The organism is Gammaproteobacteria bacterium (genome assembly GCA_032250735.1).
Taxonomy (GTDB): domain Bacteria; phylum Pseudomonadota; class Gammaproteobacteria; order SZUA-152; family SZUA-152; genus SZUA-152.
The window spans coordinates 91736-113721 of the sequence record JAVVEP010000003.1 but is presented as its reverse complement, the minus strand read 5'-3'; the positions used below and the strand labels follow the sequence as shown (position 1 = coordinate 113721).

The 21986-nt window shown below is 61.7% G+C and carries 25 protein-coding genes; 20 read left to right on the top strand and 5 right to left on the bottom strand.

Annotation, left to right across the window (positions count from 1 at the left end; genetic code table 11):
• From RRB22_02985 to RRB22_02900, 18 genes are all read left to right on the top strand, one after another.
• Positions 1–951, top strand: coding sequence for an ABC transporter ATP-binding protein (locus tag RRB22_02985; protein ID MDT8383358.1), 951 nt, complete (start codon positions 1–3; stop codon positions 949–951).
• Positions 948–1718, top strand: coding sequence for an ABC transporter permease (locus RRB22_02980; protein MDT8383357.1), 771 nt, complete (start codon positions 948–950; stop codon positions 1716–1718). Before RRB22_02985 ends, RRB22_02980 begins: the two co-directional genes overlap by 4 nt.
• A 75-nt stretch (positions 1719–1793) precedes the next feature.
• Entirely contained in the window at positions 1794–2054 is a 261-nt protein-coding gene (locus tag RRB22_02975) for a BolA family protein (protein MDT8383356.1), read from the top strand.
• A gap of 187 nt (positions 2055–2241) precedes the next feature.
• Positions 2242–3501, top strand: a complete 1260-nt coding sequence (murA, locus tag RRB22_02970) for a UDP-N-acetylglucosamine 1-carboxyvinyltransferase (protein MDT8383355.1) — start codon at positions 2242–2244, stop codon at positions 3499–3501.
• 115 nt (positions 3502–3616) lie between these two features.
• Complete coding sequence (hisG, locus tag RRB22_02965; GenBank protein ID MDT8383354.1) at positions 3617–4270, top strand: ATP phosphoribosyltransferase; 654 nt, start codon at positions 3617–3619, stop codon at positions 4268–4270.
• 74 nt (positions 4271–4344) lie between these two features.
• Positions 4345–5649 carry a histidinol dehydrogenase gene (hisD, locus tag RRB22_02960; protein MDT8383353.1) on the top strand — a complete coding sequence of 435 codons (1305 nt, stop codon included), beginning with the start codon at positions 4345–4347 and terminating at the stop codon, positions 5647–5649.
• 29 nt (positions 5650–5678) lie between these two features.
• Positions 5679–6785: a histidinol-phosphate transaminase gene (hisC, locus tag RRB22_02955; GenBank protein MDT8383352.1), complete on the top strand. Its 1107-nt coding sequence runs from the start codon at positions 5679–5681 to the stop codon at positions 6783–6785.
• A gap of 205 nt (positions 6786–6990) precedes the next feature.
• The gene (gene hisB, locus RRB22_02950) at positions 6991–7584 is read left to right on the top strand and encodes an imidazoleglycerol-phosphate dehydratase HisB (protein ID MDT8383351.1); all 594 of its coding nucleotides are present in this window, start codon (positions 6991–6993) and stop codon (positions 7582–7584) included.
• A gap of 18 nt (positions 7585–7602) precedes the next feature.
• A complete protein-coding gene (gene hisH, locus RRB22_02945) occupies positions 7603–8253 on the top strand; it encodes an imidazole glycerol phosphate synthase subunit HisH (protein MDT8383350.1) in 651 nt (216 codons plus the stop codon).
• 69 nt (positions 8254–8322) lie between these two features.
• Positions 8323–9066 (top strand): 1-(5-phosphoribosyl)-5-[(5-phosphoribosylamino)methylideneamino]imidazole-4-carboxamide isomerase, encoded by a 744-nt coding sequence (hisA, locus tag RRB22_02940; protein MDT8383349.1) that lies wholly within the window; start codon positions 8323–8325, stop codon positions 9064–9066.
• 92 nt (positions 9067–9158) lie between these two features.
• Positions 9159–9932: an imidazole glycerol phosphate synthase subunit HisF gene (gene hisF, locus RRB22_02935; protein MDT8383348.1), complete on the top strand. Its 774-nt coding sequence runs from the start codon at positions 9159–9161 to the stop codon at positions 9930–9932.
• Positions 9929–10330: a phosphoribosyl-AMP cyclohydrolase gene (hisI, locus tag RRB22_02930; protein ID MDT8383347.1), complete on the top strand. Its 402-nt coding sequence runs from the start codon at positions 9929–9931 to the stop codon at positions 10328–10330. Before hisF ends, hisI begins: the two co-directional genes overlap by 4 nt.
• A gap of 160 nt (positions 10331–10490) precedes the next feature.
• Entirely contained in the window at positions 10491–10814 is a 324-nt protein-coding gene (locus RRB22_02925; GenBank protein MDT8383346.1) for a phosphoribosyl-ATP diphosphatase, read from the top strand.
• Positions 10811–11149 (top strand): histidine triad nucleotide-binding protein, encoded by a 339-nt coding sequence (locus RRB22_02920; protein MDT8383345.1) that lies wholly within the window; start codon positions 10811–10813, stop codon positions 11147–11149. Before RRB22_02925 ends, RRB22_02920 begins: the two co-directional genes overlap by 4 nt.
• 76 nt (positions 11150–11225) lie before the next feature.
• On the top strand, positions 11226–11459 hold the full coding sequence (gene tatA / locus RRB22_02915) for a Sec-independent protein translocase subunit TatA (GenBank protein ID MDT8383344.1): 234 nt from the start codon (positions 11226–11228) through the stop codon (positions 11457–11459).
• 76 nt (positions 11460–11535) lie between these two features.
• The gene (tatB, locus tag RRB22_02910) at positions 11536–11994 is read left to right on the top strand and encodes a Sec-independent protein translocase protein TatB (protein ID MDT8383343.1); all 459 of its coding nucleotides are present in this window, start codon (positions 11536–11538) and stop codon (positions 11992–11994) included.
• Positions 11995–12028: 34 nt separating this feature from the next.
• Positions 12029–13069, top strand: coding sequence for a twin-arginine translocase subunit TatC (tatC, locus tag RRB22_02905; GenBank protein ID MDT8383342.1), 1041 nt, complete (start codon positions 12029–12031; stop codon positions 13067–13069).
• A gap of 97 nt (positions 13070–13166) precedes the next feature.
• Positions 13167–13451 (top strand): oxidative damage protection protein, encoded by a 285-nt coding sequence (locus tag RRB22_02900; GenBank protein ID MDT8383341.1) that lies wholly within the window; start codon positions 13167–13169, stop codon positions 13449–13451.
• 94 nt (positions 13452–13545) lie between these two features.
• On the opposite strand, the gene RRB22_02895 is transcribed toward RRB22_02900, so the two are convergent.
• Positions 13546–14112, bottom strand: coding sequence for an O-acetyl-ADP-ribose deacetylase (locus tag RRB22_02895; protein MDT8383340.1), 567 nt, complete (start codon positions 14110–14112; stop codon positions 13546–13548).
• A gap of 248 nt (positions 14113–14360) precedes the next feature.
• Between RRB22_02895 and RRB22_02890 the strand changes: the two genes are divergently transcribed.
• Positions 14361–16238: a DEAD/DEAH box helicase gene (locus RRB22_02890; GenBank protein MDT8383339.1), complete on the top strand. Its 1878-nt coding sequence runs from the start codon at positions 14361–14363 to the stop codon at positions 16236–16238.
• A gap of 87 nt (positions 16239–16325) precedes the next feature.
• On the opposite strand, the gene RRB22_02885 is transcribed toward RRB22_02890, so the two are convergent.
• The 3 genes from RRB22_02885 to RRB22_02875 all read right to left on the bottom strand — a co-directional run bounded on the left by RRB22_02885 (position 16326) and on the right by RRB22_02875 (position 18643).
• Positions 16326–16781 (bottom strand): YaiI/YqxD family protein, encoded by a 456-nt coding sequence (locus tag RRB22_02885; protein MDT8383338.1) that lies wholly within the window; start codon positions 16779–16781, stop codon positions 16326–16328.
• A gap of 92 nt (positions 16782–16873) precedes the next feature.
• The gene (locus tag RRB22_02880) at positions 16874–18145 is read right to left on the bottom strand and encodes an ATP-grasp domain-containing protein (protein ID MDT8383337.1); all 1272 of its coding nucleotides are present in this window, start codon (positions 18143–18145) and stop codon (positions 16874–16876) included.
• Positions 18146–18262: 117 nt separating this feature from the next.
• Complete coding sequence (locus RRB22_02875; protein ID MDT8383336.1) at positions 18263–18643, bottom strand: iron-sulfur cluster assembly accessory protein; 381 nt, start codon at positions 18641–18643, stop codon at positions 18263–18265.
• Between the two features lie 242 nt (positions 18644–18885).
• Between RRB22_02875 and RRB22_02870 the strand changes: the two genes are divergently transcribed.
• A complete protein-coding gene (locus RRB22_02870; GenBank protein ID MDT8383335.1) occupies positions 18886–20718 on the top strand; it encodes a DUF255 domain-containing protein in 1833 nt (610 codons plus the stop codon).
• A 38-nt stretch (positions 20719–20756) separates the two neighbouring features.
• Here RRB22_02870 and RRB22_02865 read toward each other — a convergent pair whose 3' ends face one another.
• Positions 20757–21923 (bottom strand): trypsin-like peptidase domain-containing protein, encoded by a 1167-nt coding sequence (locus RRB22_02865; GenBank protein MDT8383334.1) that lies wholly within the window; start codon positions 21921–21923, stop codon positions 20757–20759.
• Positions 21924–21986 lie beyond the last annotated feature (63 nt).

Below are 21986 nucleotides of genomic sequence, written 5' to 3'. Positions count from 1 at the left end.
ATGCGCAAGGCGGTCTCCATTCAGGGGGTGCACAAGCGCTTCGGTGCCCTGCATGCCCTTAACGAGGTCTCGATCGAGGTGCCGCAGGGCAGCTTTTTTGGCCTGCTGGGTCCCAACGGGGCGGGCAAATCGACCCTGATCAATATCATGGCGGGCCTGATGAAGGCCGATGCCGGCAGCGTCAGTATCATGGGCCACGATGTGGTGAGCGACTTTCGGCAGGCCCGCCAGGCGCTGGGCGTGGTGCCGCAGGAGCTGGTCTACGACCCCTTTTTCTCGGTCCGCGAGGTGCTGCGCCTGCAGTCGGGTTATTTTGGCCACGGGCCGGAAAACTACCCCTGGGTCGACGAGCTGCTGGAGACCCTCAGCCTCAGCGACAAGGCCGACACCAATCTGCACGACCTCTCGGGTGGCATGAAGCGCCGCGTGCTGATCGCCCAGGCCCTGGTGCACAAGCCCGCGGTGGTGGTGCTGGACGAGCCGACGGCGGGTGTGGATGTCGAGCTGCGTCAGGCCCTGTGGCAGTTTACCAAACGGCTGCACGCCGATGGCCACACCATTGTGCTGACCACCCACTATCTGGAGGAGGCCGAGGCGCTGTGCGAGGAGATCGCCATCCTCCGCCGGGGTCAGGTGGTGGTGCAGGAGAGCACGCAGGTGCTGCTGGCGCGCAGCCCGCATCGGTCGCTGCGGCTCACCCTGGCGCAGGCGGACTATACCCTGCCCGAGGCCGTGCGCCCGCTGGTGCTGGAGGCCGGGGACAATTTCCTGTCATTGCGACTGCACAAAATCGACGACCATATTGTGGATGTGCTCAAGGCGCTGCAGGGCGCCGGCATTGAGGTGATCGATCTGCACACCGAAGAGGCGGGGCTGGAGGCGGTGTTTCTGGACCTCACCGCCGACCCCTCTGGCATCGCACCGCCAGTCGATGCAGGGGTCTCCCCATGAGGGCCTCCCGACTGCGCGGTGTCTACACGCTGTTCGCCAAGGAGGTGTGGCGTTTTATGAAGGTGTTTGTGCAGACCATCCTGACGCCGGTGGTCACCGCGCTGCTCTACCTGCTGGTGTTTGGTCAGGCCCTGGAGGGCAATGTGCAGGTCTATGACGGGGTGGGCTATTCGTCCTTCCTGATCCCCGGGCTGATGATGATGTCCATCATCCAGAACGCCTTCGCCAATACCTCGTCGAGCCTGATCCAGTCGAAGATGATGGGCAATCTGGTATTTGTGCTGCTGTCGCCCATCTCCAGCCTGGAGTTTTTTATCGCCCACGCCGCCGCCGCGGTGGTGCGCGGGGTGCTGGTGGCGCTGGCGGTGTACCTGGTGGCGATCCTGTTTATCGATCTGCCGTTGGCGGCGGGGTGGGCGATCGTGGTGTTCGCCGTGCTGGGCAGCGCCACCCTGGGGGTGCTGGGGCTGATCGCCGGGGTATGGGCGGAAAAGTTTGATCAGCTGGCCGGATTCCAGAATTTTTTCATCCTGCCCCTGTCGTTTCTGAGCGGGGTGTTCTATTCCATCCATTCCCTGCCCGGGATGTGGCAGACCGTGTCGCAGTTCAATCCCTTTTTCTATCTGATCGACGGGTTTCGCTACGGCTTTTTTGGCCAATCGGATGCCGATCCCATGCTCAGCCTGCTGGTGACCCTGGTATTTCTGGTGGCGCTGAGCGCGGTGGCCCTGCTGATGCTGCAAAAGGGTTACAAAATCCGCGGCTAAGCGGTATTCTACGCGTCCTGTTCATGGTGCGGACTTTTGCAGGAAGGTCCCCCAATTCAACGAGTTAGTCGATAAATGGAAATCAGCGAAATACAGCGTTTGATCGAGACCGGTCTGCCGGGCGCGACCGCCACCGTGACCGGCGACGGCAGCCACTTTCAGGCCGTGGTGGTGGCCGATGCCTTTGAGGGCAAGTCGCTGGTGGCGAAACAGAAAATGGTCTATGCCACGGTCAATGAACCGATTGTCAGCGGCGAGCTGCATGCCTTTACCATCAAGGCCTACACGCCCGCCGAGTGGGCAAAGGCCAGCAAGCTACAGGTGGGTGCGAGCTGATACCGGCCGCCTCGCAAGGTGAATAATGGCCACCTTGGTTGCGGCACGGGTGGCCTTTTTATTTTTGGCGGCCGCAACCCCGCCATCCTGAATCCGACAGACATCCGGGCCACTAACCCATAACCACTCATGAACTCATAACCGCCGTGCGGCCAGCAGGCCGCAGCGAGCGGGGTAACGAAAAAATATGGATAAATTAATCATCACCGGCGGCGCCGTACTGGATGGCACCATTCGCATCTCCGGGGCCAAAAATGCCGCCCTGCCAATGCTCTGCGCCACCCTGATGGCCGATGGCCCGATGACCATCGGTAATGTGCCACACCTGCAGGACGTCACCACCACCATGGAACTGCTGGGCGCCATGGGCGTCAACCTGGTGATCGATGAAAAGCTGGCCATCGAGACAGACACCTCCACCATGACCACCTATTCGGCCCCCTATGAGCTGGTGAAGACCATGCGCGCCTCTATCCTGGTGCTGGGGCCCCTGCTGGCGCGCTTCGGTCAGGCCGAGGTCTCCCTGCCGGGCGGCTGCGCGATCGGCGCCCGGCCGGTGAATCTGCACATCCAGGGCCTGCAGGCCATGGGCGCGGAGATTACGGTGGAAAACGGCTACATCAAGGCGCGCGCCAAGCGCCTCAAGGGCGCCACCATCGTGCTGGATATCGTCACGGTGACCGGCACGGAAAACCTGATGATGGCCGCCAGCCTGGCGGAAGGTACGACGCTGCTGGAAAATGCCGCGCGCGAGCCCGAGGTGGTGGATCTGGCCAATTGCCTGAACAAGATGGGCGCAAGGATCACTGGTGCGGGGACCTCCACCATTACCATCGAGGGCGTGGAAAGGCTCAATGGGGTGCGTTACGACGTGCTGCCCGACCGCATCGAGACCGGCACCTATCTGGTGGCGGCCGCCATCACCGGAGGACGCATTCTGGTGAAAGACACCTGCCCGGCGACGCTGGACGCGGTGCTGGCCAAGCTGCGCGAGGCCGGCGCCCAGATCGAGACGGGCCCCGACTGGATCTCGCTGGATATGCAGGGCCGGCGGCCACAGGCGGTGGATGTGCATACCGCCCCCTATCCGGCCTTCCCCACCGATATGCAGGCCCAGTTCACTGCGCTCAATGCGGTGGCGGAGGGGGTCTCCACCATCACCGAGACGGTGTTTGAGAATCGCTTTATGCACATGCAGGAGCTGGAGCGGATGGGCGCCAAGGTTCGTCTGGAGGGCAATACCGCGATCATCACTGGCCGCGAAGGCCTGACCGGTGCGCCGGTGATGGCCACGGATCTGCGCGCCTCGGCGAGTCTGGTGCTGGCCGGGCTGGTGGCCAGGGGGGATACCGAGGTGCATCGCATCTACCACATCGATCGCGGCTACGAGCGCATCGAGGAAAAACTCCAGCAGCTGGGCGCCACCATACGGCGCGTACCCAATTAGATAGTGCTGAGTGCTGAGTGCTGAGTGCTGAGTGCTGAGTGTGTAGGGTGGGCATTGCCCACCGAAAATAGTGTGCTGGTGGGCAATGCCCACCCTACAGTGAAACGTGCCAGATATGAGTGAAAATAACAGCCTGATTATCGCCCTCTCCAAGGGACGCATTTACAAAGAGACGCTACCGCTGCTGCGCCACGCCGGTATCGAGCTGGTGGACGATCCCGATACGTCTCGCAAGCTGATCCTGGATACCAATCAGGCCGAGGTGAAGGTGCTGATCCTGCGCGCCACTGACGTGCCGACCTATGTGCAGTACGGGGCGGCGGATGTGGGCGTGGCGGGCAAGGACGTGCTGCTGGAACACGGCGGCGACGGCCTCTATGAGCCGCTGGATCTGAACATCGCCCGCTGCAAGCTGATGACCGCCGGGCGGGTGGGCGAGGAGGCGGTGCTGCCTGGTCGACGGCTGCGGGTGGCCACCAAGTTCGTCAACAGCACCCGCCGGTTTTATGCCAGCCGCGGCGAGCAGGTAGAGATTATCAAGCTCTACGGCTCCATGGAGCTGGCGCCCCTGGTAGGCCTGGCCGATCGCATCGTCGATGTGGTGGACACCGGCAACACCCTCCGCGCCAACGGCCTGGCCCCCTTTGAGCACATCGCCGATATCAGCTCGCGGCTGATCGTCAACAAGGCGGCGATGAAGGTGAAGCACGCGCGGGTCAAGGCCCTCATCGAGCAGATCGGCGAGGCAGTGAATACAGGGCAAAGATAAAAGAGGCAAGATAAAAGGGGCAGCACAAAACGAATTTTTCCCTGGTATCTTTTCTCCATGTGGCGAGGAAATGAATGATTATCCAACGACTCAATAGCACTGACGCCAATTTCTGGCAGAGGCTCGACACCCTGCTGGCCTGGGAATCGGTGTCCGACGCGGCGGTAAATTCCATTGTGACCGAGATCATCGCCGCCATCCGCGCCCGTGGCGATGCCGCCCTGGTGGAATACACCAACCGGTTTGATCGCACCTCGGCGGCAAGCATGGTCGAGCTGGAGATCCCCACTGAGCGTCTACAGCAGGCGCTGGACGGTCTGCCGACGGAGCAACGTGTGGCCCTGCAACAGGCCGCCGATCGGGTGCGCGCCTATCACCAACACCAGAAACAGGACTCCTGGAGTTACACCGAGGCCGACGGCACCCTGCTGGGGCAGCAGGTCACCGCGCTGGAGCGGGTGGGGCTGTATGTGCCCGGCGGCAAGGCGGCCTACCCCTCGTCGGTGCTGATGAACGCTATCCCCGCCAAGGTGGCCGGCGTGGCCGAGCTGATCATGGTGGTGCCCACCCCGGACGGCGAGATCAACGAGCTGGTATTCGCCGCGGCCGCCATCTGCGGCGTGGATCGGGTGTTCACCGTCGGCGGGGCACAGGCCGTCGCCGCGCTGGCCTATGGCACCGAGACGGTGCCGCAGGTGGACAAGGTCGTCGGCCCCGGCAACATCTATGTGGCCACCGCCAAGCGTCATGTGTTCGGCACCGTGGGCATCGACATGATCGCCGGACCCTCGGAGATCCTGGTGGTATGCGATGGCCTGACCGATCCGGACTGGATCGCCATGGACCTGTTTTCCCAGGCCGAGCACGATGAGGACGCCCAGTCCATCCTGCTCTGTCCCGACGCCGATTACCTTGACCGGGTGCAGGCCAGCATCGACAAACTGCTGCCCACTATGGATCGGGCCGGGATCATCCGCACCTCGCTCGCCGACCGCGGCGCCCTGGTGCAGGTGAAGGATCTGGACGAGGCCGTTACCGTGGCCAATCACATCGCGCCGGAGCATCTGGAGCTGTCGGTGGCCGATCCCGAGGCAATGGCCAAAAAGATCAAACACGCCGGCGCCATCTTCATGGGGCGCTACACCGCCGAGGCGCTGGGCGATTACTGTGCCGGGCCGAATCACGTACTGCCCACCTCGCGCACCGCGCGCTATTCCTCACCGTTGGGCGTGTACGACTTCCAGAAGCGCTCCAGCCTGATCATGTGTTCGGCGGACGGCGCCTCGGCCCTGGGCAGGGTCGCCTCGACCCTGGCGCGCGGCGAGGGGCTGGACGCGCACGCCCGTTCTGCCGAGTACCGGATAAAAGGTGGCGAGTGACGCGGGACGAGTTGCTGGTGAAAAACGACATGGCCATCTCGACACTCGACACTAACCCCTCGCTACTGGCGCGGGTCGCGCACTGGATACGTCCCGAGATCCGCGCCCTGTCGGCCTACCACGTGCCGCCGTCGGCGGATTTCATCAAGCTGGATGCCATGGAAAATCCCTATCGCTGGCCCGAGGACATGGTGGAGGAATGGCTCGCCGTACTGCGCGACGTCAGCCTCAACCGCTATCCCGATCCCGCGCCCGCCGGTCTCAAGGCCAGCCTGGGCGAGGCCATGGGCGTGCCGGCGGGTCAGGATGTATTGTTAGGCAACGGTTCTGATGAGCTGATCCAGATGATCGCCCTGAGCCTGGCGCAGCCAGGGCGGGTGGTGCTGGCGCCGGAGCCCAGCTTCGTGATGTACAAGATGATCGCCACCTTCACCGGCATGGATTACGTGGGCGTGCCGCTGGCAGAGGATTTTTCACTCGATGTGGAGGCCATGCTGGCCGCCATCCGGCAACACCAGCCGGCGGTGGTGTTTCTGGCCTATCCCAATAATCCCACCGGCAACCTGTTTGATCGCGCGGCGGTGCGCGCGGTGATCGAGGCCAGTCCCGGCCTGGTGGTGGTCGACGAGGCCTATCACGCCTTTGCCGGCGACAGTTTCATGACCGAGCTGGGCGTCTACGACAACCTGGTGGTGATGCGTACCGTGTCCAAGATGGGTCTGGCCGGGCTGCGTTTGGGGCTGCTGGCGGGGCCGAAGGCCTGGCTGGGGGAATTCGACAAGACCCGCCTACCCTATAATATCAACGTGCTGACCCAGGTCAGCGCCGAGTTTGCGCTGGCCCACCGCGAGGTGCTGGATGGGCAGACCCGGCAGATCTGCACGGATCGCGAGCGGCTGGCCGCCGCGCTGGACGCCCTGGACGGTGTGACGCCCTTTCCCAGCCGCGCCAATTTTATCCTGTTTCGTGTCGCGGCCGCCCGCGAGGTGTTCGAGGCACTAAAGGCGCAGGGTGTGCTGATCAAGCACATGGGGGCCGATCAGGGGCCGCTGGCGAATTGCCTGCGGGTGACGGTCGGGAGCGCTGAGGAAAACGCCGCCTTCCTGCAGGCGCTGGTGAGCGCCATCGGGAAATAGGGCCGCTGAACGTGTGGTTCCGCTTCAATCGGCTGACGCTTACCGTTATGCTACGCGGTTGATGCGCGGTGCAATGGTTTTCACAAACGGCTATCACAAACGATTCAGCACAGGCTTTAATACAAGATTCACCATACGCTTCAATACCGGCATCAACCCACATTTCTCGCCGACCGGGCGATGATGACACAGACTGGAGAGCAACATGGCTGCCCGTAAGGCCACGATAAAACGCGATACGCTGGAAACCCAGATTCAGGTCTCCATCAATCTGGACGGCAGCGGCAGCTGCGAGGTGGACACCGGCGTGCCCTTCCTCGACCACATGCTGGATCAGGTGGCCCGTCACGGCATGATCGATCTGAATATCCAGGCCAAGGGCGACCTGCAGATTGATGCCCACCACACGGTGGAAGATGTGGGCATCACCCTGGGCCAGGCCTTTGCCGAGGCGGTGGGCGACAAGCGCGGCATCCGGCGTTACGGCCACGCCTATGTGCCGCTGGACGAGGCCCTGTCACGGGTGGTGGTGGACTTCTCCGGCCGGCCCGGTCTGGAACACCACGCCGACTATCCGCGCGCGCGCGTGGGCGACTTTGATGTGGACCTGCTGGTGGAATTTTTCCAGGGCTTCGTCAATCACGCCATGGTCTCGCTGCACGTCGATAACCTGCGCGGCAAGAATTCACACCACATCGCCGAGACCATTTTCAAGGCCTTTGGCCGTGCGTTGCGCATGGCGCTGGAGATCGATTCGCGCATGGGCGATATTCTGCCCTCCACCAAAGGCAAGCTGTAGGCATTGACGGCGAAAAAGATGAATACCGTTGCCGTGATCGACTATGGAATGGGTAACCTGCATTCGGTGGCCAAGGCGCTGGAGCATGTGCCGGGTGATCACCGCGTGCTGGTGACCGCCGATGCCGAACAAATCCTGGCCGCCGACCGCGTGGTGTTGCCGGGCGTCGGCGCGATGCGCGACTGCATGGGTGAACTCAGGCGTCTGGGCCTGGATGCGGTCGTCAAACAGGTGGCCGAGAGCGGCCGCCCGCTGCTGGGGGTGTGCGTGGGCATGCAGGCGATGATGGACCGCAGCGCGGAAAATGACGGCGTCGATTGCCTGGGCATCTTCCCCGGTAGCGTCGAGGCCTTTGGTACCGCCCTGCACGATCCGCTCAGCGGCGCACACCTGAAGGTGCCGCACATGGGCTGGAATCAAGTGGACCACACCATGCCGCACCCGATGTGGAAAGACATCCTGCCGGACACGCGGTTTTATTTTGTGCACAGTTATTATGTGCAGCCGGCCAGCCCGGAGCCGATCGCCGGCACCACGGTGTACGGCTTTCCGTTTGTGGCGGCGATTGCCCGGGACAATATTTTCGCGGTGCAGTTTCATCCGGAAAAGAGCGCCCAGGCCGGTCTGCAGTTATACGCCAATTTTGTGAACTGGGATGGCCGGCTCTGAAGGTACGGTGTGCTGTGGTAGAGAATTTATTCAGTGAGTGACGTTGCAGGCTCTAACGAGGATTAGTTGATGCTTTTGATTCCCGCTATCGATTTGAAAGACGGCAAATGTGTACGCCTGAAACAGGGACGCATGGAAGACGATACGGTATTTTCTGACGACCCGGTCGCCATGGCGCGTCGCTGGGTGGAGGCCGGCGCACGACGCCTGCATCTGGTGGACCTGAATGGCGCCTTCGAAGGCAAGCCGATGAATGCGGATATCGTCCACCAGATCGTCGAGGCCTTTCCCGATGTGCCGGTGCAGATCGGTGGCGGCATTCGTGATGAAGAAACCATCCAGACCTACCTGGACGCCGGCGTACAGTACGTGATCATCGGCACCAAGGCGGTCAAGGTGCCGCATTTTGTGTCGGACATCTGCCTGAGTTTTCCCGGCCACATCATCGTCGGCCTGGACGCCAAAGACGGCAAGGTGGCGATTGATGGCTGGTCCAAGCTGTCGCATCACGACGTGATCGACATGGCCAGGCATTTTGAAAATGATGGTGTCGAGGCGATTGTGTACACGGATATCTCGCGTGACGGCATGATGAACGGCGTCAACGTGGAGGCCACGGTGAGGCTGGCGCAGGCGATCAATATTCCGGTGATCGCCTCGGGCGGCATCACCAATCTGGATGATATTCGCGCCCTCAGTGCGGTGGCCGATGAGGGCATCATGGGCGCCATCACCGGCCGTGCCATCTATGAAGGCACACTGGATTTTGTCGAGGCCCAGAAGCTGGCGGATGAATTGGAGAAAGGCAGATGAAAGAGCAAAGAGTAAAGAGTAAAGGGGTTATTGGTCGTCCGTTGGTCGATCTCCTTTTATCTTTGCCCTGGCATCTTTGATCTGAATTAAATATGGGCTTAGCAAAACGCATTATTCCCTGCCTCGACGTGGACAACGGCCGCGTCGTCAAGGGCGTGCAGTTCGTGGACATCCGCGATGCCGGTGATCCGGTAGAGATCGCCAAACGCTATGATCTGGAGGGCGCGGACGAGATCACCTTTCTGGACATCACCGCCAGTTCGGACAATCGTGAAACCATGGTGCACGTGGTGGAGGAGGTGGCCGGGCAGGTGTTTATCCCGCTGACGGTGGGTGGCGGTATCCGCACGGTGGAAGATATCCGCCGCATGCTGAACGCCGGCGCGGACAAGGTCGGCATCAATACCGCCGCCGTGTTTAATCCGGAGTTTGTGCGCGAGGCGGCCAACAAGTTTGGCTCGCAGTGTATCGTGGTAGCGATTGATGCCAAGTGTGTGAGTGCAGCAGGCGAGCCCAGGCGCTGGGAGATTTTCACCCACGGGGGCCGCAAGGCCACCGGTATCGACGCCGTTGAATGGGCGAAAAAGATGGTGGCCTTCGGCGCGGGCGAGATCCTCCTGACCAGCATGGATCGCGATGGCACCAAGCGCGGTTTTGATCTGGAACTGACGCGCGCCGTGAGCGACGCCGTGACCGTGCCGGTGATCGCCTCGGGGGGTGTGGGTGAATTGAGGCATCTCACCGAGGGCGTTACCGAGGGCCATGCCGATGCGGTGCTGGCGGCAAGCATTTTTCATTTTGGCGAGCACACCATTGAAGAGGCAAAACGCGCGATGGCCGCGCAGGGTGTGGAGGTGCGGCTGTGAACGCGGCGCAGACCAGCGACTGGTTGAACGAGATCCAGTGGGATGCCGACGGCCTGGTGCCCGCCATTGCGCAGGATGCCCAGAGCGGCAAGGTGCTGATGATGGCGTGGATGAATCGCGAGGCGCTGCAACTCAGCGTCAACGAAGGGCGTGCCATCTACTGGTCGCGCTCGCGACAGAGGCTGTGGCGCAAGGGTGAAGAGTCCGGCCACGTGCAGAAACTGAAAGACCTGCGGCTCGATTGTGACGCCGATGTGCTGTTATTGTCGGTCGAACAGGTGGGCGGCATTGCCTGCCACACCGGCCGTGAGCGCTGTTTTTATCGGCAGTATCAGGAGGGCCGGTGGGTGGAAACGGACGCAGTGATCAAAGACCCGGCGTCTCTTTATCAAAAGTAAGGTTATGAATGAGCTTTCGAATCAAAACGTACTGCAACAATTAGTTGTAGGGTGGGCATCTAGTTGTAGGGTGGGCATCGCCCACCTGTGCAGGCTTGGTCAGAGTACAGTTGGTGGGCGATGCCCACCCTACGTTTGGATGCGATTTTGAGGTGTATCCATGAGTGACGTGTTGCAACAATTAGCGGATGTGTTGGAGGCGCGCAAGGGCGCATCGCCGGACAGCTCCTATGTCGCCGGCCTCTACGCCAAGGGGCTGGATGCGATCCTCAAAAAGATCGGTGAAGAGGCCACGGAAACGGTAATGGCGGCCAAGGATGGCGACGCCGACAAGATTGTGTATGAGACAGCGGATCTGTGGTTTCATACCCTGGTGTTGCTGGCGCAGCAGGGCCTCCATCCGCAACAGGTGCTGGATGAGTTGGCGCGCCGTTTTGGTCTGTCCGGGCTGGACGAAAAGGCGAGCAGGGGTGAGACAAAATGAGTGATTGCCTGTTTTGCAAGATCGCCGCGGGGGAGATTCCCTCCGACACGGTGTATGCAGACGATCAGGTGATCGTGTTTCGTGATCTGTATCCGAAGGCCGCCGTGCATTTGCTGGTCGTGCCGCGCGAGCACATCGAGAGCCTGAAAGAAATGGACGCCTCACATGATGCATTGCTGGCGCACATGCTGCGCCTGTTGCCAAAGCTGGCGGAGGAGCAGGGCCTGACGACGGGATTTCGGACCATTATCAATACCGGTCGCGGTGGCGGGCAGGAGATTTTTCATTTGCATATTCATCTTCTGGGCGGCGGTCGATTGCCGGGATTTGGTTGAGATCAATTTATTTTTGGTGAATGTTGTTGGTGAAGCTCAAAACGATGACATCCACTGACTTAAACGGAGAGTAAAAATGGGTATCAGTATCTGGCAGTTAGTGATTGTGTTGATCATCGTGTTGCTGTTGTTTGGCGCCAAACGCCTGCGCAACGTCGGCGGTGATCTGGGCTCGGCCATCAAGGGTTTTAAATCGGCGATGAAGGAAGAGGAACAGAAACCCGACGAGCCCTCGCAGCTGAACAAGTCAGCGGAGGATGTGATCGAGGGTGAGGTCACCTCCAAGGAAAAGGAAAAGGACAAGGCCTGAACGGTTCTTGTTGCTACAGGCCGAGGGTGTGTCGTCATCCCGGGTGTCGGTGTGATTGCTGAAGTATGTTTGACTTATGTTTGATATAGGCTTCATGGAAATGGCGTTGATCGGCGTGGTCGCCCTGGTGGTGATCGGCCCCGAGCGCCTGCCCGGCGTTGCCCGGTCAGTGGGCAAATGGCTGGGTAGTGCGCGCCGTTTCGTGAGCTCGGTGCAGGCCGACATCAATGCCGAAGTCAGCAAGACCGATGAGCTCAAACGCCTGCTGGAAGAGCAGACCAGGATCCAGTCCGTGCATGAGATTCTGGAGCAGACGCCGGTGGAAGCCGATGAACGCCGGCCGGTACCGCGGGCCAACCCTGCTAGCAGGAAGACGGCACAGCAACAATCACTCGACGATAATGCCTCGGACCGTCCGCCCGAGTACCTGGTGAAGGCCATCAATGATGCCCCGACGGCCGATGAAAACCGTGCGGCGCAGAGCGAGTCCCGCGGCGATGCGATGAACCATACCCCCAAAGACAAGCATGACTGACCCCCAGCAATTCCCGCCTTCTCCGGAACAACCTTTGGTACAACATCTGCTGGAGCTGCGCGATCGGCTGCTGCGCGTGGTGCTGGTCGTGGTGTTGATTTTTCTCGGCCTGTTTGCCTTTGCCAACGACCTCTATACCTATCTGGCCGATCCGCTACTACGGCATATGGTGGAAGGCACCAGCATGATCGCCACCCAGGTGGTGTCGCCCTTTCTGACCCCCTTTAAACTGGCGCTGGTGCTGTCGGTGTTTATCGCGGTGCCCTTTATCCTCTATCAGGCCTGGGGCTTCATGGCGCCGGGCCTGTATCAACACGAAAAACGGCTGGTCTTTCCGCTGCTGTTTTCCAGCACGATTCTGTTCTATACGGGCATGGCCTTTGCCTATTACGTGGTCTTTCCGCTGGTGTTTGGTTTTCTGACCGGGGTGGCGCCGGAGGGCGTCGCGGTGATGCCGGACATCACCTACTACCTCGACTTCGCGATCAAGATGTTTTTCGCCTTTGGGCTGGCCTTCGAGGTGCCCATCGCCACGATCCTGCTGGTCTGGAGTGGCATCACCTCGGCCGAGAAGCTGGCGGCCAAACGTCCCTACGTGATTGTCGGCGCCTTCGTGATTGGTATGCTGCTGACGCCACCGGATGTGATCTCGCAGACCCTGCTGGCCATCCCCATGTGGATCCTGTTTGAGCTGGGCCTGTTGTTTTCACGTTTTTATGCCCGGCCGAAAGAGGCCGACGCGGACGAGGATGAACATGAGATAGGCGGCGGCAGGGCGGCAAAAACGACCACCGCCGCTGCGGCAGCCGGTGCGGCGGGCAGCGGCCGCGTCGAACCGACCTTCGCAGCGTCCGCCGAACACGCCGCGGCGGACGATGCGCCGGATACCGACGAGGCAGATGATGCGAATGACTCCGGCCATGGTGAATACGAGCCGCTCAGCGATGCAGAGATGGACGCCGAGCTGGACAGGCTCGAGGCCGAAGAGGCGGCCGAGGGACGGGCCGCAGACGAGGAGCGGGGCACCGAGGGCGGGCCGGATGACCAGTCGACCAAGCCGCGCAGAGAAGATTAGCAGAGATAGAGAGCTATATTACTTTTGAGGGTGACGGCCGGGCCAGGGGCTCGGGTATAATCGGCGCCCGGCATGACCAAGACTGAGGAAGCGTGTGATGGCAAGAATGGTGCAGTGTGTAGTGACCCATCAGCAGGGCGAGGGGCTGGATGCCGTGCCGCATCCCGGCGAGCTGGGTCAGCGTATTTATGAACATGTCTCCAAGGCCGGCTGGCAGCAGTGGCTGGAGCGTCTCACCACGATCATCAATGAAAACGGCCTGTCGACCGCCGATCCCGCGAGCATTGCGGTGATCGAGGATCACATGCGGGGATTCTTTTTCAAGGAAGGCGAGCTGGGAAATCTGCCCGAAGGCTTCCAGCCGCCCGGCGCCAGGAAATAGTCCGCCTTCACCCGCCGTAGCGCCTGCACCCAGGGTGGACGTCAGCGGCGGGCAGCAGTGGCAGATTCCTGACCGGTCAGTTTTCGTCGATGCGTTACGCTTGAGTCGGGTCGCCCGCCAGGGTGACTGAGTGGAAGTCGCCACTACTGGTTAGATATACAAATGCCTTTCGCAGTCCGTCCTCGACCCTGCGGTTGGTGCAGGCAAAGATCACCTTCTCGATACCCCTGTCCACACACTGCGTGATGACCTCGTTCATCGCAATCTCACAGGCCTGCTCGATGGGAAAGCCGTAGGCGCCACAACTGATGGCGGGAAAGGCGATGCTGCGCAGCTGGTGCTCGCCGGCAATCTCCAGGCAGCGCCGGTAGCAGGATGCGAGCTTTTGGGCTTCCTGTTGATTACCGCCATGCCATACAGGGCCAACGGTGTGGATCACATATCTGGCCGGCAGCCGATAGCCCCGGGTGATCTTGGCGTCACCGGTCTCACAGCCGCCCAGGGTGCGGCACTCTTGCAGCAGTTCAGCGCCCGCGGCGCGATGGATTGCGCCATCCACTCCCCCGCCCCCCAGCAGCGAACGATTGGCGGCATTCACAATGGCATCTACCGCCAGCGTGGTGATGTCGGCGTGCTGAATACGGATCGTGGTCATCGGCATAGGCGCGGGTTCGGGTCGTCAGCAGGGGTGAGAGCCTGTGGGTCAGTAAGCATAGCCCAACGCCGGCCATGGCCAAATATTGTACAAAAAGAATGCAAGTTGGCCGTCAAACCGTTACACTACGCGCCCCTTCGAGCTCTGACCTAGATATTCAGCGTGCAAGGGTGACGGGATCTCCCCGCAAGCTCTTGAAAAAGCATCTGCTTTCTCCGCGCATTCCACATATCACACAAATAGGTACAGTACATATGACGACCGATACGGTAACGACATTCGATCAGTTGGCCCTGGCGAAACCCCTGTTAAAGGCCCTGGACGAAGTGGGTTACGAAACCCCCTCGCCGATTCAGGCACAGACCATTCCTCTCTTGCTCGAAGGCAGAGACATCATCGGCCAGGCCCAGACCGGCACGGGCAAGACCGCGGCCTTTGCCCTGCCGCTGATCTCCAATCTCGATCTGAAACAGCGAGACCCGCAGGTGCTGGTGCTGGCCCCCACCCGCGAGCTGGCCATCCAGGTAGCAGAGGCCTTCCAGAAATACGCCCGGCATATGAAAGGTTTTAATGTGTTGCCGATCTATGGCGGTCAGGACTATCGCGCACAGATCCGTTCCCTGGAGCGTGGCGTGCATGTGGTGGTGGGCACGCCGGGGCGGGTGATGGATCACATGCGCCGTGGCACCCTGAAGCTGGATGGCTTGAGTGCGCTAGTGCTGGACGAGGCGGACGAAATGCTGCGCATGGGTTTTATCGATGACGTGGAATGGATCTTGGAGCAGATCCCGGTCAAACGGCAGATCGCCCTGTTCTCGGCCACCATGCCGCAGCAGATTCGCCGCATCGCGACCAAATACCTGAACGATCCCGCACAGGTCACCATCAAGGTGAAAACGGGCACCGCGGAGACCATCCGCCAGCGCTTCTGGCCGGTCAGCGGCATGCACAAGCTGGATGCCCTGACCCGCATTCTGGAGGCCGAACCGTTTGATGGGATGATTGTTTTTGTGCGCACCAAGACCGCCACGGTGGAACTGGCGGACAAGCTGTCGGCGCGCGGTTACGCGGCGGCCGCCATCAATGGTGATATCCAGCAAAACCTGCGGGAACGCACCATCAATAACCTGAAGAACAAAAAGCTGGATATCCTGGTGGCGACGGATGTTGCCGCCCGCGGACTGGATGTGGACCGCATCAGTCACGTCATCAATTACGATATCCCCTATGACACCGAGGCCTATATCCATCGCATCGGTCGTACCGGTCGCGCGGGTCGCAGCGGCGACGCGATTTTGTTTGTGGCGCCGCGTGAAAAACGCCTGCTGCATTCCATCGAGCAGGCGACCAATAAAAAGATTGAACGGATGGAGCTGCCCTCCACGGAAATTATCAATGACAAGCGCATCGGTAAATTCAAGCAGCGCATCACCGACGTGCTGGCCACCGAACAGCTGGGCACCTTTTATCAGATGATCGAGGAGTATCAGCAGGAGCACAACGTGCCGGCGCTGGAGATTGCCGCCGCGCTTGCGCAGCTGTTACAGGGCGAATCCCCCTTCCTGTTGCAGAACAAGCCGCAACCACAGAGCCGGGACAGCTGGGACCGTGATGATCGGCCTGCTGCGCCCAGACGTGGCGACAAGCGCACCGACAAGCGCATCGATGGCGACAAGGGCGGCAGCCGGGACGCCAAGATACGCCCTCGCAAAGAGCAGGATCGCCCCCCCCGGAAAGAGATGCCGCCGGCGGAAGGCCTGGAACGCTACCGCATTGAGGTGGGCCATGTGCATGAGGTACAGCCGGGCAATATCGTCGGCGCCATCGCCAATGAGGCGGGCCTGGACGGACAGCATATCGGCCATATCAAGATCTTTGATGACTACAGTCTGGTGGACCTGCCGCAGGGGATGCCCAAGGACGTATTCAATGATCTGAAAAAGGTCAGGGTCGCCGGGCAGGCACTGAAGATCAGCCGCCTGGGAGAGGTGAACAAGCCCGAGGTCGCCGACAGCCGGGACGAGAAGCGCAGCAAGGTCAAGGTCCAGTTCAAGACCAAGGACAAGGACAAGGGCAAGCCCAAGAAGCCGGCCGGAAAAAAGGTACTGAGAAAGGAAACGGCGAGTTCATAGCGTTTCTCTGACAGCACAATCACAGCGCGATAACAGCGCAACAGGCCGGCCTCCGTTCAGCGGAGTCCGGCCTTTTTTTGGCGCCGCCTAAACGCCCTTGCGGTGTTTCGCCAGCAGTCGATCCAGATGGTTGGCAAAGGCCTGCCGGTCGGTCTGGCTCAAGGGCGCCTGGCCTCCGGTATGCGCACCGCTGGCGCGCATGGTATCCATGAAGTCGCGCATGTTGAGCTTGGCCCGGATGTCGCTGGCCGTATACAGCTCGCCGCGGGGGTTGAGCGCCAGGCCCCCCTTTTCGATCACCTCGGCCGCCAGCGGGATGTCGCCGGTGATCACCAGATCGCCCACACTGACCTGTTTGACGATTTCATTATCGGCGACATCAAAGCCGGACGACACCTGCAGCATCCTGATGTGCGCGGAGGCTGGGATGCGCACCGACTGGTTGGCGACCAGGGTGGTCAGCACGCCGGTGCGTTGCGCGGCCTTGAACAAGATGTCCCGGATGACCACGGGGCAGGCATCGGCATCGACCCATATTTTCATTATATGTCACTGTTGATGGTTGGCGGCATGTTGGAAGTCTAGTTAATGTTAGCTGGATATCATTACATAAATTGTCGGTGACGGCCGATTTTCTATTGTATTCGCCACAGGGGTGCGGTGACAAAATTCAGCTGGGCATGGGCCTCGCGCAGGGCGGCCTCTGCCGCAGCGGCGGTGGGGGCCTGGGCAAAGATAAAACCCAGATAGGCGGCGCCCTCGGGCAGCGGCACCAGCTCATAACCCTCGCGCACGAAAATCTCGATGTCCAGAATGTGTTCGACGCGACGGGCGGCGGACAGGCCCTCGACGCGACGCAGGATACCGGCCCTGGGGATGGGGATCATCAATACGCCGGCCGCGGAGGTGGCGTGCTGCGGGGGCAGTGATCGGCCGATGGCGTGGGCGATCACCAGCGCCTCCAGCCCGTAGCCAGTGCCCTGCTTTAACAGTTGCGCGCATTGGCCGCCGATGGTGCGGGCGGCGACCTCCAGGATCCAGGCCTCAGGCTGATGGTGGTGCGTGTTCAGACGCAGCTCGGCGTGTATCGGGCCGTGTCGCAGGCCATAGGCGGCACAGGCCTGGCTGACGCGCTGGCGAACGAGCGCCTGTTGCGGCTCGGCCAGCCGGGAGGGGGTGATGTAATAGGTCTCCTCGAAGTAGGGGCCCTGCAGCGGGTCGGGCTTGTCGAACAGCGCCAGCACCTGCAATTTACCGTTATGCAGCATGCCCTCCAGCGCGACCTCGATGCCGGGCAGGTAGTCCTCTGCCAGCAGGTAGCGAGCCTGCTGTTCATCGCTGAGCCCGGCGACGATAGCGGCAATCCGCTGAATGGCGGTGACCGCCTGTTCGATAGTGTCGGCCCGGATCACCCCGCGACTGCCGGACAGGCCGAGGGGTTTGATGACGCAGGGATAGCGCAGCGTGCCGGCCTGCTGCGCGATGTCGCCCTGCAGGTCGATGCGCACAAATCCCGGCACCGGCACGCCGTGTGCGGCCAGCCGGGCGCGGGCCAGATCCTTGCGCTGGGTGAGCTGCATGGCCTGCGGGGAATTGTGCGGCAGGCGGAGCCGCTGGGCGACCTGGGCGGCGAGTGTGACGACATTGTCGTCGGTAGCGATGATGCCGGAAAAGGGTGCATCTCGCGCGGCACGGAGGATGGCCGTAAGCGCCAGCTCGGGTTGCTGGAGATCGATGCGCAGGCCCTCGGCGACGGCGCTGACCAGGGAGTGCTCGCTGGTGGAGGCGACGAGTACATCGACACCGAGGGATTGGGCGGCGCTGAGGTAGGGGGCAATGCGGTAACTGCTGTGCGGGGCGAGTAATAAAAGTCGCGGGCGTTGGTGATTTAAATCGGAGGAAGGCACTTAAAGCTAATCCAGCCAGCGGTGGCTATTCACGCCACCTCTGCGTGTCATTCCCGGATCCCGGCTTGCGCCGGGATGACGGAGATAGAGAGGTTTGATTTTTTGGGTGAAGGCGAATTAGGCGCAACCGCCACCGGAGGAGCCGCAGCCACCACAGGAGCCGGAACCGCCGGTGGCGGAAAAGGCATTCTTGAACACGAAGCTGGCGCCCATGCCCTGTTCGACAAAGTCGATTTCCACGCCGGACAGGAAGCTCAGCGCCACCGCATCGACATACAGAGTGAGTCCATCCTGCTCAAGGATGCTGTCAAATTCGTTGGGGGCCTCGGCGAAGGTCATGCCATAGGTCATGCCGCTGCAGCCGCCGCCGGAGACAAAGATACGCACGCCGTTGATCTCCTCTTCGGAGCTCAACAGTTCCACCAGTTTGGCGCGGGCGGCAGGCATCACCTTGATCTCGTCGGTGACGGTGGTCTTGAATTCGGGTAAGGCGCTCATGGGCATGCTCCATCTGTTGGGTTGTGTGGCGGAATGTGTGGCAAATAGTGTAACGGGTTTGCAGGCCGACCCGCGTCGGTGTTGCACCGATTTTAGCACCCCCGGCGGCAGAGAAATACGGTCGGTTCGCAGGGTTATGACACCCTTGGATGCCTGGGCCGCCGCCGAGTTCCGCCACAGGGCCGCCGTGGGTGTAACAAATACCGTATCCTGTGCTCAAAGCAGGAATGGAGGAGGGTGAGATGTCCAGAATACAGCGGTGGTTAGTGATCGGCGTGCTGTGCGTGGCAACGGTGGCGGTGTCGGCCAACCCGCTCAGCGGCCACGATTCGCCCTACCTGGCGATGCACGGCCAAGACCCCGTCGCCTGGCAGGACTGGTCCGCCGAGGTGCTGGCACAGGCCAAAAGGGACAACAAGCTGTTGTTCGTGTCTATCGGCTATTTTGCCTGCCACTGGTGCCATGTGATGCAGCGCGAGAGTTATCAGGACCCGCAGGTGGCGAAGATCCTGAATCAGCACTTTGTTTCCGTGAAGGTGGATCGCGAGCTGAACCCCGCGCTGGATGCCTATCTCATCGATTTTGTGCAGCGCACCCGCGGCGCCTCCGGCTGGCCGCTGAATGTGTTTCTCACCCCGGACGGGCATCCGCTGGTGGGCCTGACCTATGCCCCGAAAGACCGCTTCATCGCCCTGCTCACCGAGCTCCAGCAACAGTGGCAGCAGGCCCCGGGCGAGCTCGCCCAGGCCGCGGCGGCGGCCGCACAAATGTTGCAGGGGGCGCCGACGGAGCCCGATCCGGCATTAGTAGCCGGTGATGGAAAACGCTATCAGACCATCATGCTGCAACAGGCGCTGCAGCTGGGAGATGAGATGGACGGGGGCTTTGGCGAGCAGACCAAATTTCCCATGGTGCCGCAGCTGGACAGCCTGCTGAGCGCCTACCAGCGGCAGCCACTGCCGGCATTGAAGGTCTTCCTGATGCTGAGCCTCGATCGCATGGCCAGCCAGGGGCTGCGTGACCATCTGGGAGGTGGCTTTTACCGTTACACCACCGACCCCGGCTGGCACACCCCGCACTTTGAAAAAATGCTCTACGACAACGCCCTGTTGTCCGCGCTGTACCTGCGGGCGGCGCAGGTGTTTCAGCATGCGGAATACGAGGCCATCGCCCGCGACACCCTGGATTTTATGCGCCGCGAAATGCGCAGCCCGCAGGGCGCGCTGGTCGCCAGTTTCTCGGCGGTGGACGCGGCCGGCGTGGAAGGCGGGTATTACCTGTGGGAAACGAAAACCTTGCAACGTATTTTGTCGCCCGACGAATATCGCCTGCTGGCGCTGCACTGGGGGCTGGAAGGGGTGTCGTCGTTTGATGTCGGGCATCTGCCGCGGGTGCAGCTGCCACTGGCCGAGGCGGCGGAAAAACTGGGAATAGATAGCTCGCGGGCGCGCCAGCATTATCAGTCGGCGCGTGCCAAGCTGCTGAAGTTGCGCGCCGGGCGACGCCTGCCGGTGGACGACAAGTTGCTGGCCGCCTGGAACGGTCTGGCGCTCTCCGCCCTGGTCGAAGGGGCAAAACTGCCGGGTGGTGAGGTCTATCGAAAGGCGGCGCAGGGTGTGCGTGATTATCTGGTGACGGTGTTATGGGACGGCACGCGGCTGTTGCGGGCCAGGGGCAGGGCGGGCGAGCTGGGGCAGTCCGGCCTGGAAGACTACGCCTTCGCCGCGCAGGGTCTGCTGGCCTGGGCGGAACTGACCAACAGTGACAACGACTTTCAGTTAGCGGCGCGCTGGGTGGAGGATGCCTGGCGCCGTTTTCATGCGCCCAGCGGCTGGCTGCGCACGGACCAGACCCTGCTGCCCAGCGGCTTTGGGGTGCCGATGCTGGCCGAGGGCCCACTGCCTTCACCCTCCAGCACCCTGCTGAAGGTCTCCCTGCAGGTGGCCGAGCGTAGCAACGACGGGATGTTAAAGGCCCGCGTGAAACAGGCGCTGAACGCCGGTCATCAGCAGCTGGAACAGGCGGCCTTTGATTATCCCTCGCAGGTAGACGTGCTGGTGGCAGTTCGGCCTTGATCGCCTGCGCCGATTAACTGCCCTAATAATGGCGCGCCTCAGCCTCGGTTGCTTTGGGTGCTCTCCGGCGCGGGCCGCTCGCCGACCACGGCCTCTACTTCCAGTTCGCGTCCGGCGCGCAAGATGGTCATCTTCAGTTTGCCGCCGGGGGCGACCTGGGCGATCTGGTTCATCACCGTCTTGCTGTCGGTGCTCGGCGCCCCGTTGACGGACAGAATGATGTCGCCGGGGCGCAGGCCGGCCCGGGCCGCCGGGCCGTTGCGCTGGATGCCGGCGACGATAATGCCGGTGATGTTTTGCAGGTTGAACGACTCCGCCAGCTGCGGCGTGATGTCCTGGGTTTCCACCCCCAGCCAGCCGCGGGAGACGCGCCCGGTCTCGATCAGCTGCTGCATGACGTCGCGGGCGATGCTCATGGGAATGGCGAAGCCGATGCCCTGTGAGCCACCGGACTTGCTGAAGATGGCGGTGTTGATGCCCACCAGATTGCCATAGGCATCGATCAACGCGCCGCCGGAATTGCCCGGATTGATGGCGGCATCGGTCTGGATGAAATTTTCATAGGTGCTGATGCCCACCTGGTTGCGGCCGGTGGCGCTGATAATGCCCATGGTGACCGTCTGTCCCACGCCAAACGGATTGCCGATGGCCAGCACCACATCCCCCACCCGCGTACCGCCGGCGAGATTGAAGGTGATGGTGGGCACAGTGTCGAGCTCGATCTTCAGCACGGCGACATCGGTTTCCGGGTCGGTGCCGACCAGCCTGGCCTCGGCGCTGCGCCCGTCACGCAGCAGCACCTCGATGCCGGCGGCACCAGCGATAACGTGATTGTTGGTAATGATGTAACCCTGCTCGCTGACGATCACCCCGGAACCGAGGCTGCGCTCCAGCCGCTGCCGTGGGGCAAAGCGGTCACCGAAAAAATAGCGAAACAGGGGATCCTGCATCAGCGGGTTGGCCTGCTCGGTGACGATCTTGGTGGTGTACACGTTGACCACGGCGGGGGCGGCCGCCTCCACCGCCTGCGCGTAGGATACCGGGCCGGACCCCGGGGCGGTGCTGGTGACCGGGGTCTGTTTCAGCTCCACCACCGGTCGCTGTTGACCGAGCAGTTCGGGGCGCAACAGCAGGATCACAAAGGCCGCGGCCAGCCCGGCCACGGTGGCCTTGAACAGGAAAACAGAGACGTTGGAGAATTTCATAGGCGCCAAGAATACCACGGCTCTGCGCCGTCGGCTTTTCGGATATGATGTGTCAATCCGGTA

What these genes read in the sequence shown, in the direction of transcription:
- hisC (MDT8383352.1), top strand. Translation starts at nt 5,679, where the DNA reads ATGGCCATCTCGACACTCGACACTAACCCCTCGCTACTGGCGCGGGTC.
- RRB22_02900 (MDT8383341.1), top strand. Translation starts at nt 13,167, where the DNA reads ATGGCAAGAATGGTGCAGTGTGTAGTGACCCATCAGCAGGGCGAGGGG.
- hisF (MDT8383348.1), top strand. Translation starts at nt 9,159, where the DNA reads ATGGGCTTAGCAAAACGCATTATTCCCTGCCTCGACGTGGACAACGGC.
- hisD (MDT8383353.1), top strand. Translation starts at nt 4,345, where the DNA reads ATGATTATCCAACGACTCAATAGCACTGACGCCAATTTCTGGCAGAGG.
- RRB22_02925 (MDT8383346.1), top strand. Translation starts at nt 10,491, where the DNA reads ATGAGTGACGTGTTGCAACAATTAGCGGATGTGTTGGAGGCGCGCAAG.
- RRB22_02920 (MDT8383345.1), top strand. Translation starts at nt 10,811, where the DNA reads ATGAGTGATTGCCTGTTTTGCAAGATCGCCGCGGGGGAGATTCCCTCC.
- RRB22_02870 (MDT8383335.1), top strand. Translation starts at nt 18,886, where the DNA reads ATGTCCAGAATACAGCGGTGGTTAGTGATCGGCGTGCTGTGCGTGGCA.
- tatA (MDT8383344.1), top strand. Translation starts at nt 11,226, where the DNA reads ATGGGTATCAGTATCTGGCAGTTAGTGATTGTGTTGATCATCGTGTTG.
- hisG (MDT8383354.1), top strand. Translation starts at nt 3,617, where the DNA reads ATGAGTGAAAATAACAGCCTGATTATCGCCCTCTCCAAGGGACGCATT.
- RRB22_02980 (MDT8383357.1), top strand. Translation starts at nt 948, where the DNA reads ATGAGGGCCTCCCGACTGCGCGGTGTCTACACGCTGTTCGCCAAGGAG.
- tatB (MDT8383343.1), top strand. Translation starts at nt 11,536, where the DNA reads ATGTTTGATATAGGCTTCATGGAAATGGCGTTGATCGGCGTGGTCGCC.
- RRB22_02890 (MDT8383339.1), top strand. Translation starts at nt 14,361, where the DNA reads ATGACGACCGATACGGTAACGACATTCGATCAGTTGGCCCTGGCGAAA.
- hisH (MDT8383350.1), top strand. Translation starts at nt 7,603, where the DNA reads ATGAATACCGTTGCCGTGATCGACTATGGAATGGGTAACCTGCATTCG.
- RRB22_02865 (MDT8383334.1), bottom strand. Translation starts at nt 21,923, where the DNA reads ATGAAATTCTCCAACGTCTCTGTTTTCCTGTTCAAGGCCACCGTGGCC.
- RRB22_02885 (MDT8383338.1), bottom strand. Translation starts at nt 16,781, where the DNA reads ATGAAAATATGGGTCGATGCCGATGCCTGCCCCGTGGTCATCCGGGAC.
- hisA (MDT8383349.1), top strand. Translation starts at nt 8,323, where the DNA reads ATGCTTTTGATTCCCGCTATCGATTTGAAAGACGGCAAATGTGTACGC.
- RRB22_02875 (MDT8383336.1), bottom strand. Translation starts at nt 18,643, where the DNA reads ATGAGCGCCTTACCCGAATTCAAGACCACCGTCACCGACGAGATCAAG.
- RRB22_02985 (MDT8383358.1), top strand. Translation starts at nt 1, where the DNA reads ATGCGCAAGGCGGTCTCCATTCAGGGGGTGCACAAGCGCTTCGGTGCC.
- RRB22_02975 (MDT8383356.1), top strand. Translation starts at nt 1,794, where the DNA reads ATGGAAATCAGCGAAATACAGCGTTTGATCGAGACCGGTCTGCCGGGC.
- murA (MDT8383355.1), top strand. Translation starts at nt 2,242, where the DNA reads ATGGATAAATTAATCATCACCGGCGGCGCCGTACTGGATGGCACCATT.
- RRB22_02895 (MDT8383340.1), bottom strand. Translation starts at nt 14,112, where the DNA reads ATGCCGATGACCACGATCCGTATTCAGCACGCCGACATCACCACGCTG.
- hisB (MDT8383351.1), top strand. Translation starts at nt 6,991, where the DNA reads ATGGCTGCCCGTAAGGCCACGATAAAACGCGATACGCTGGAAACCCAG.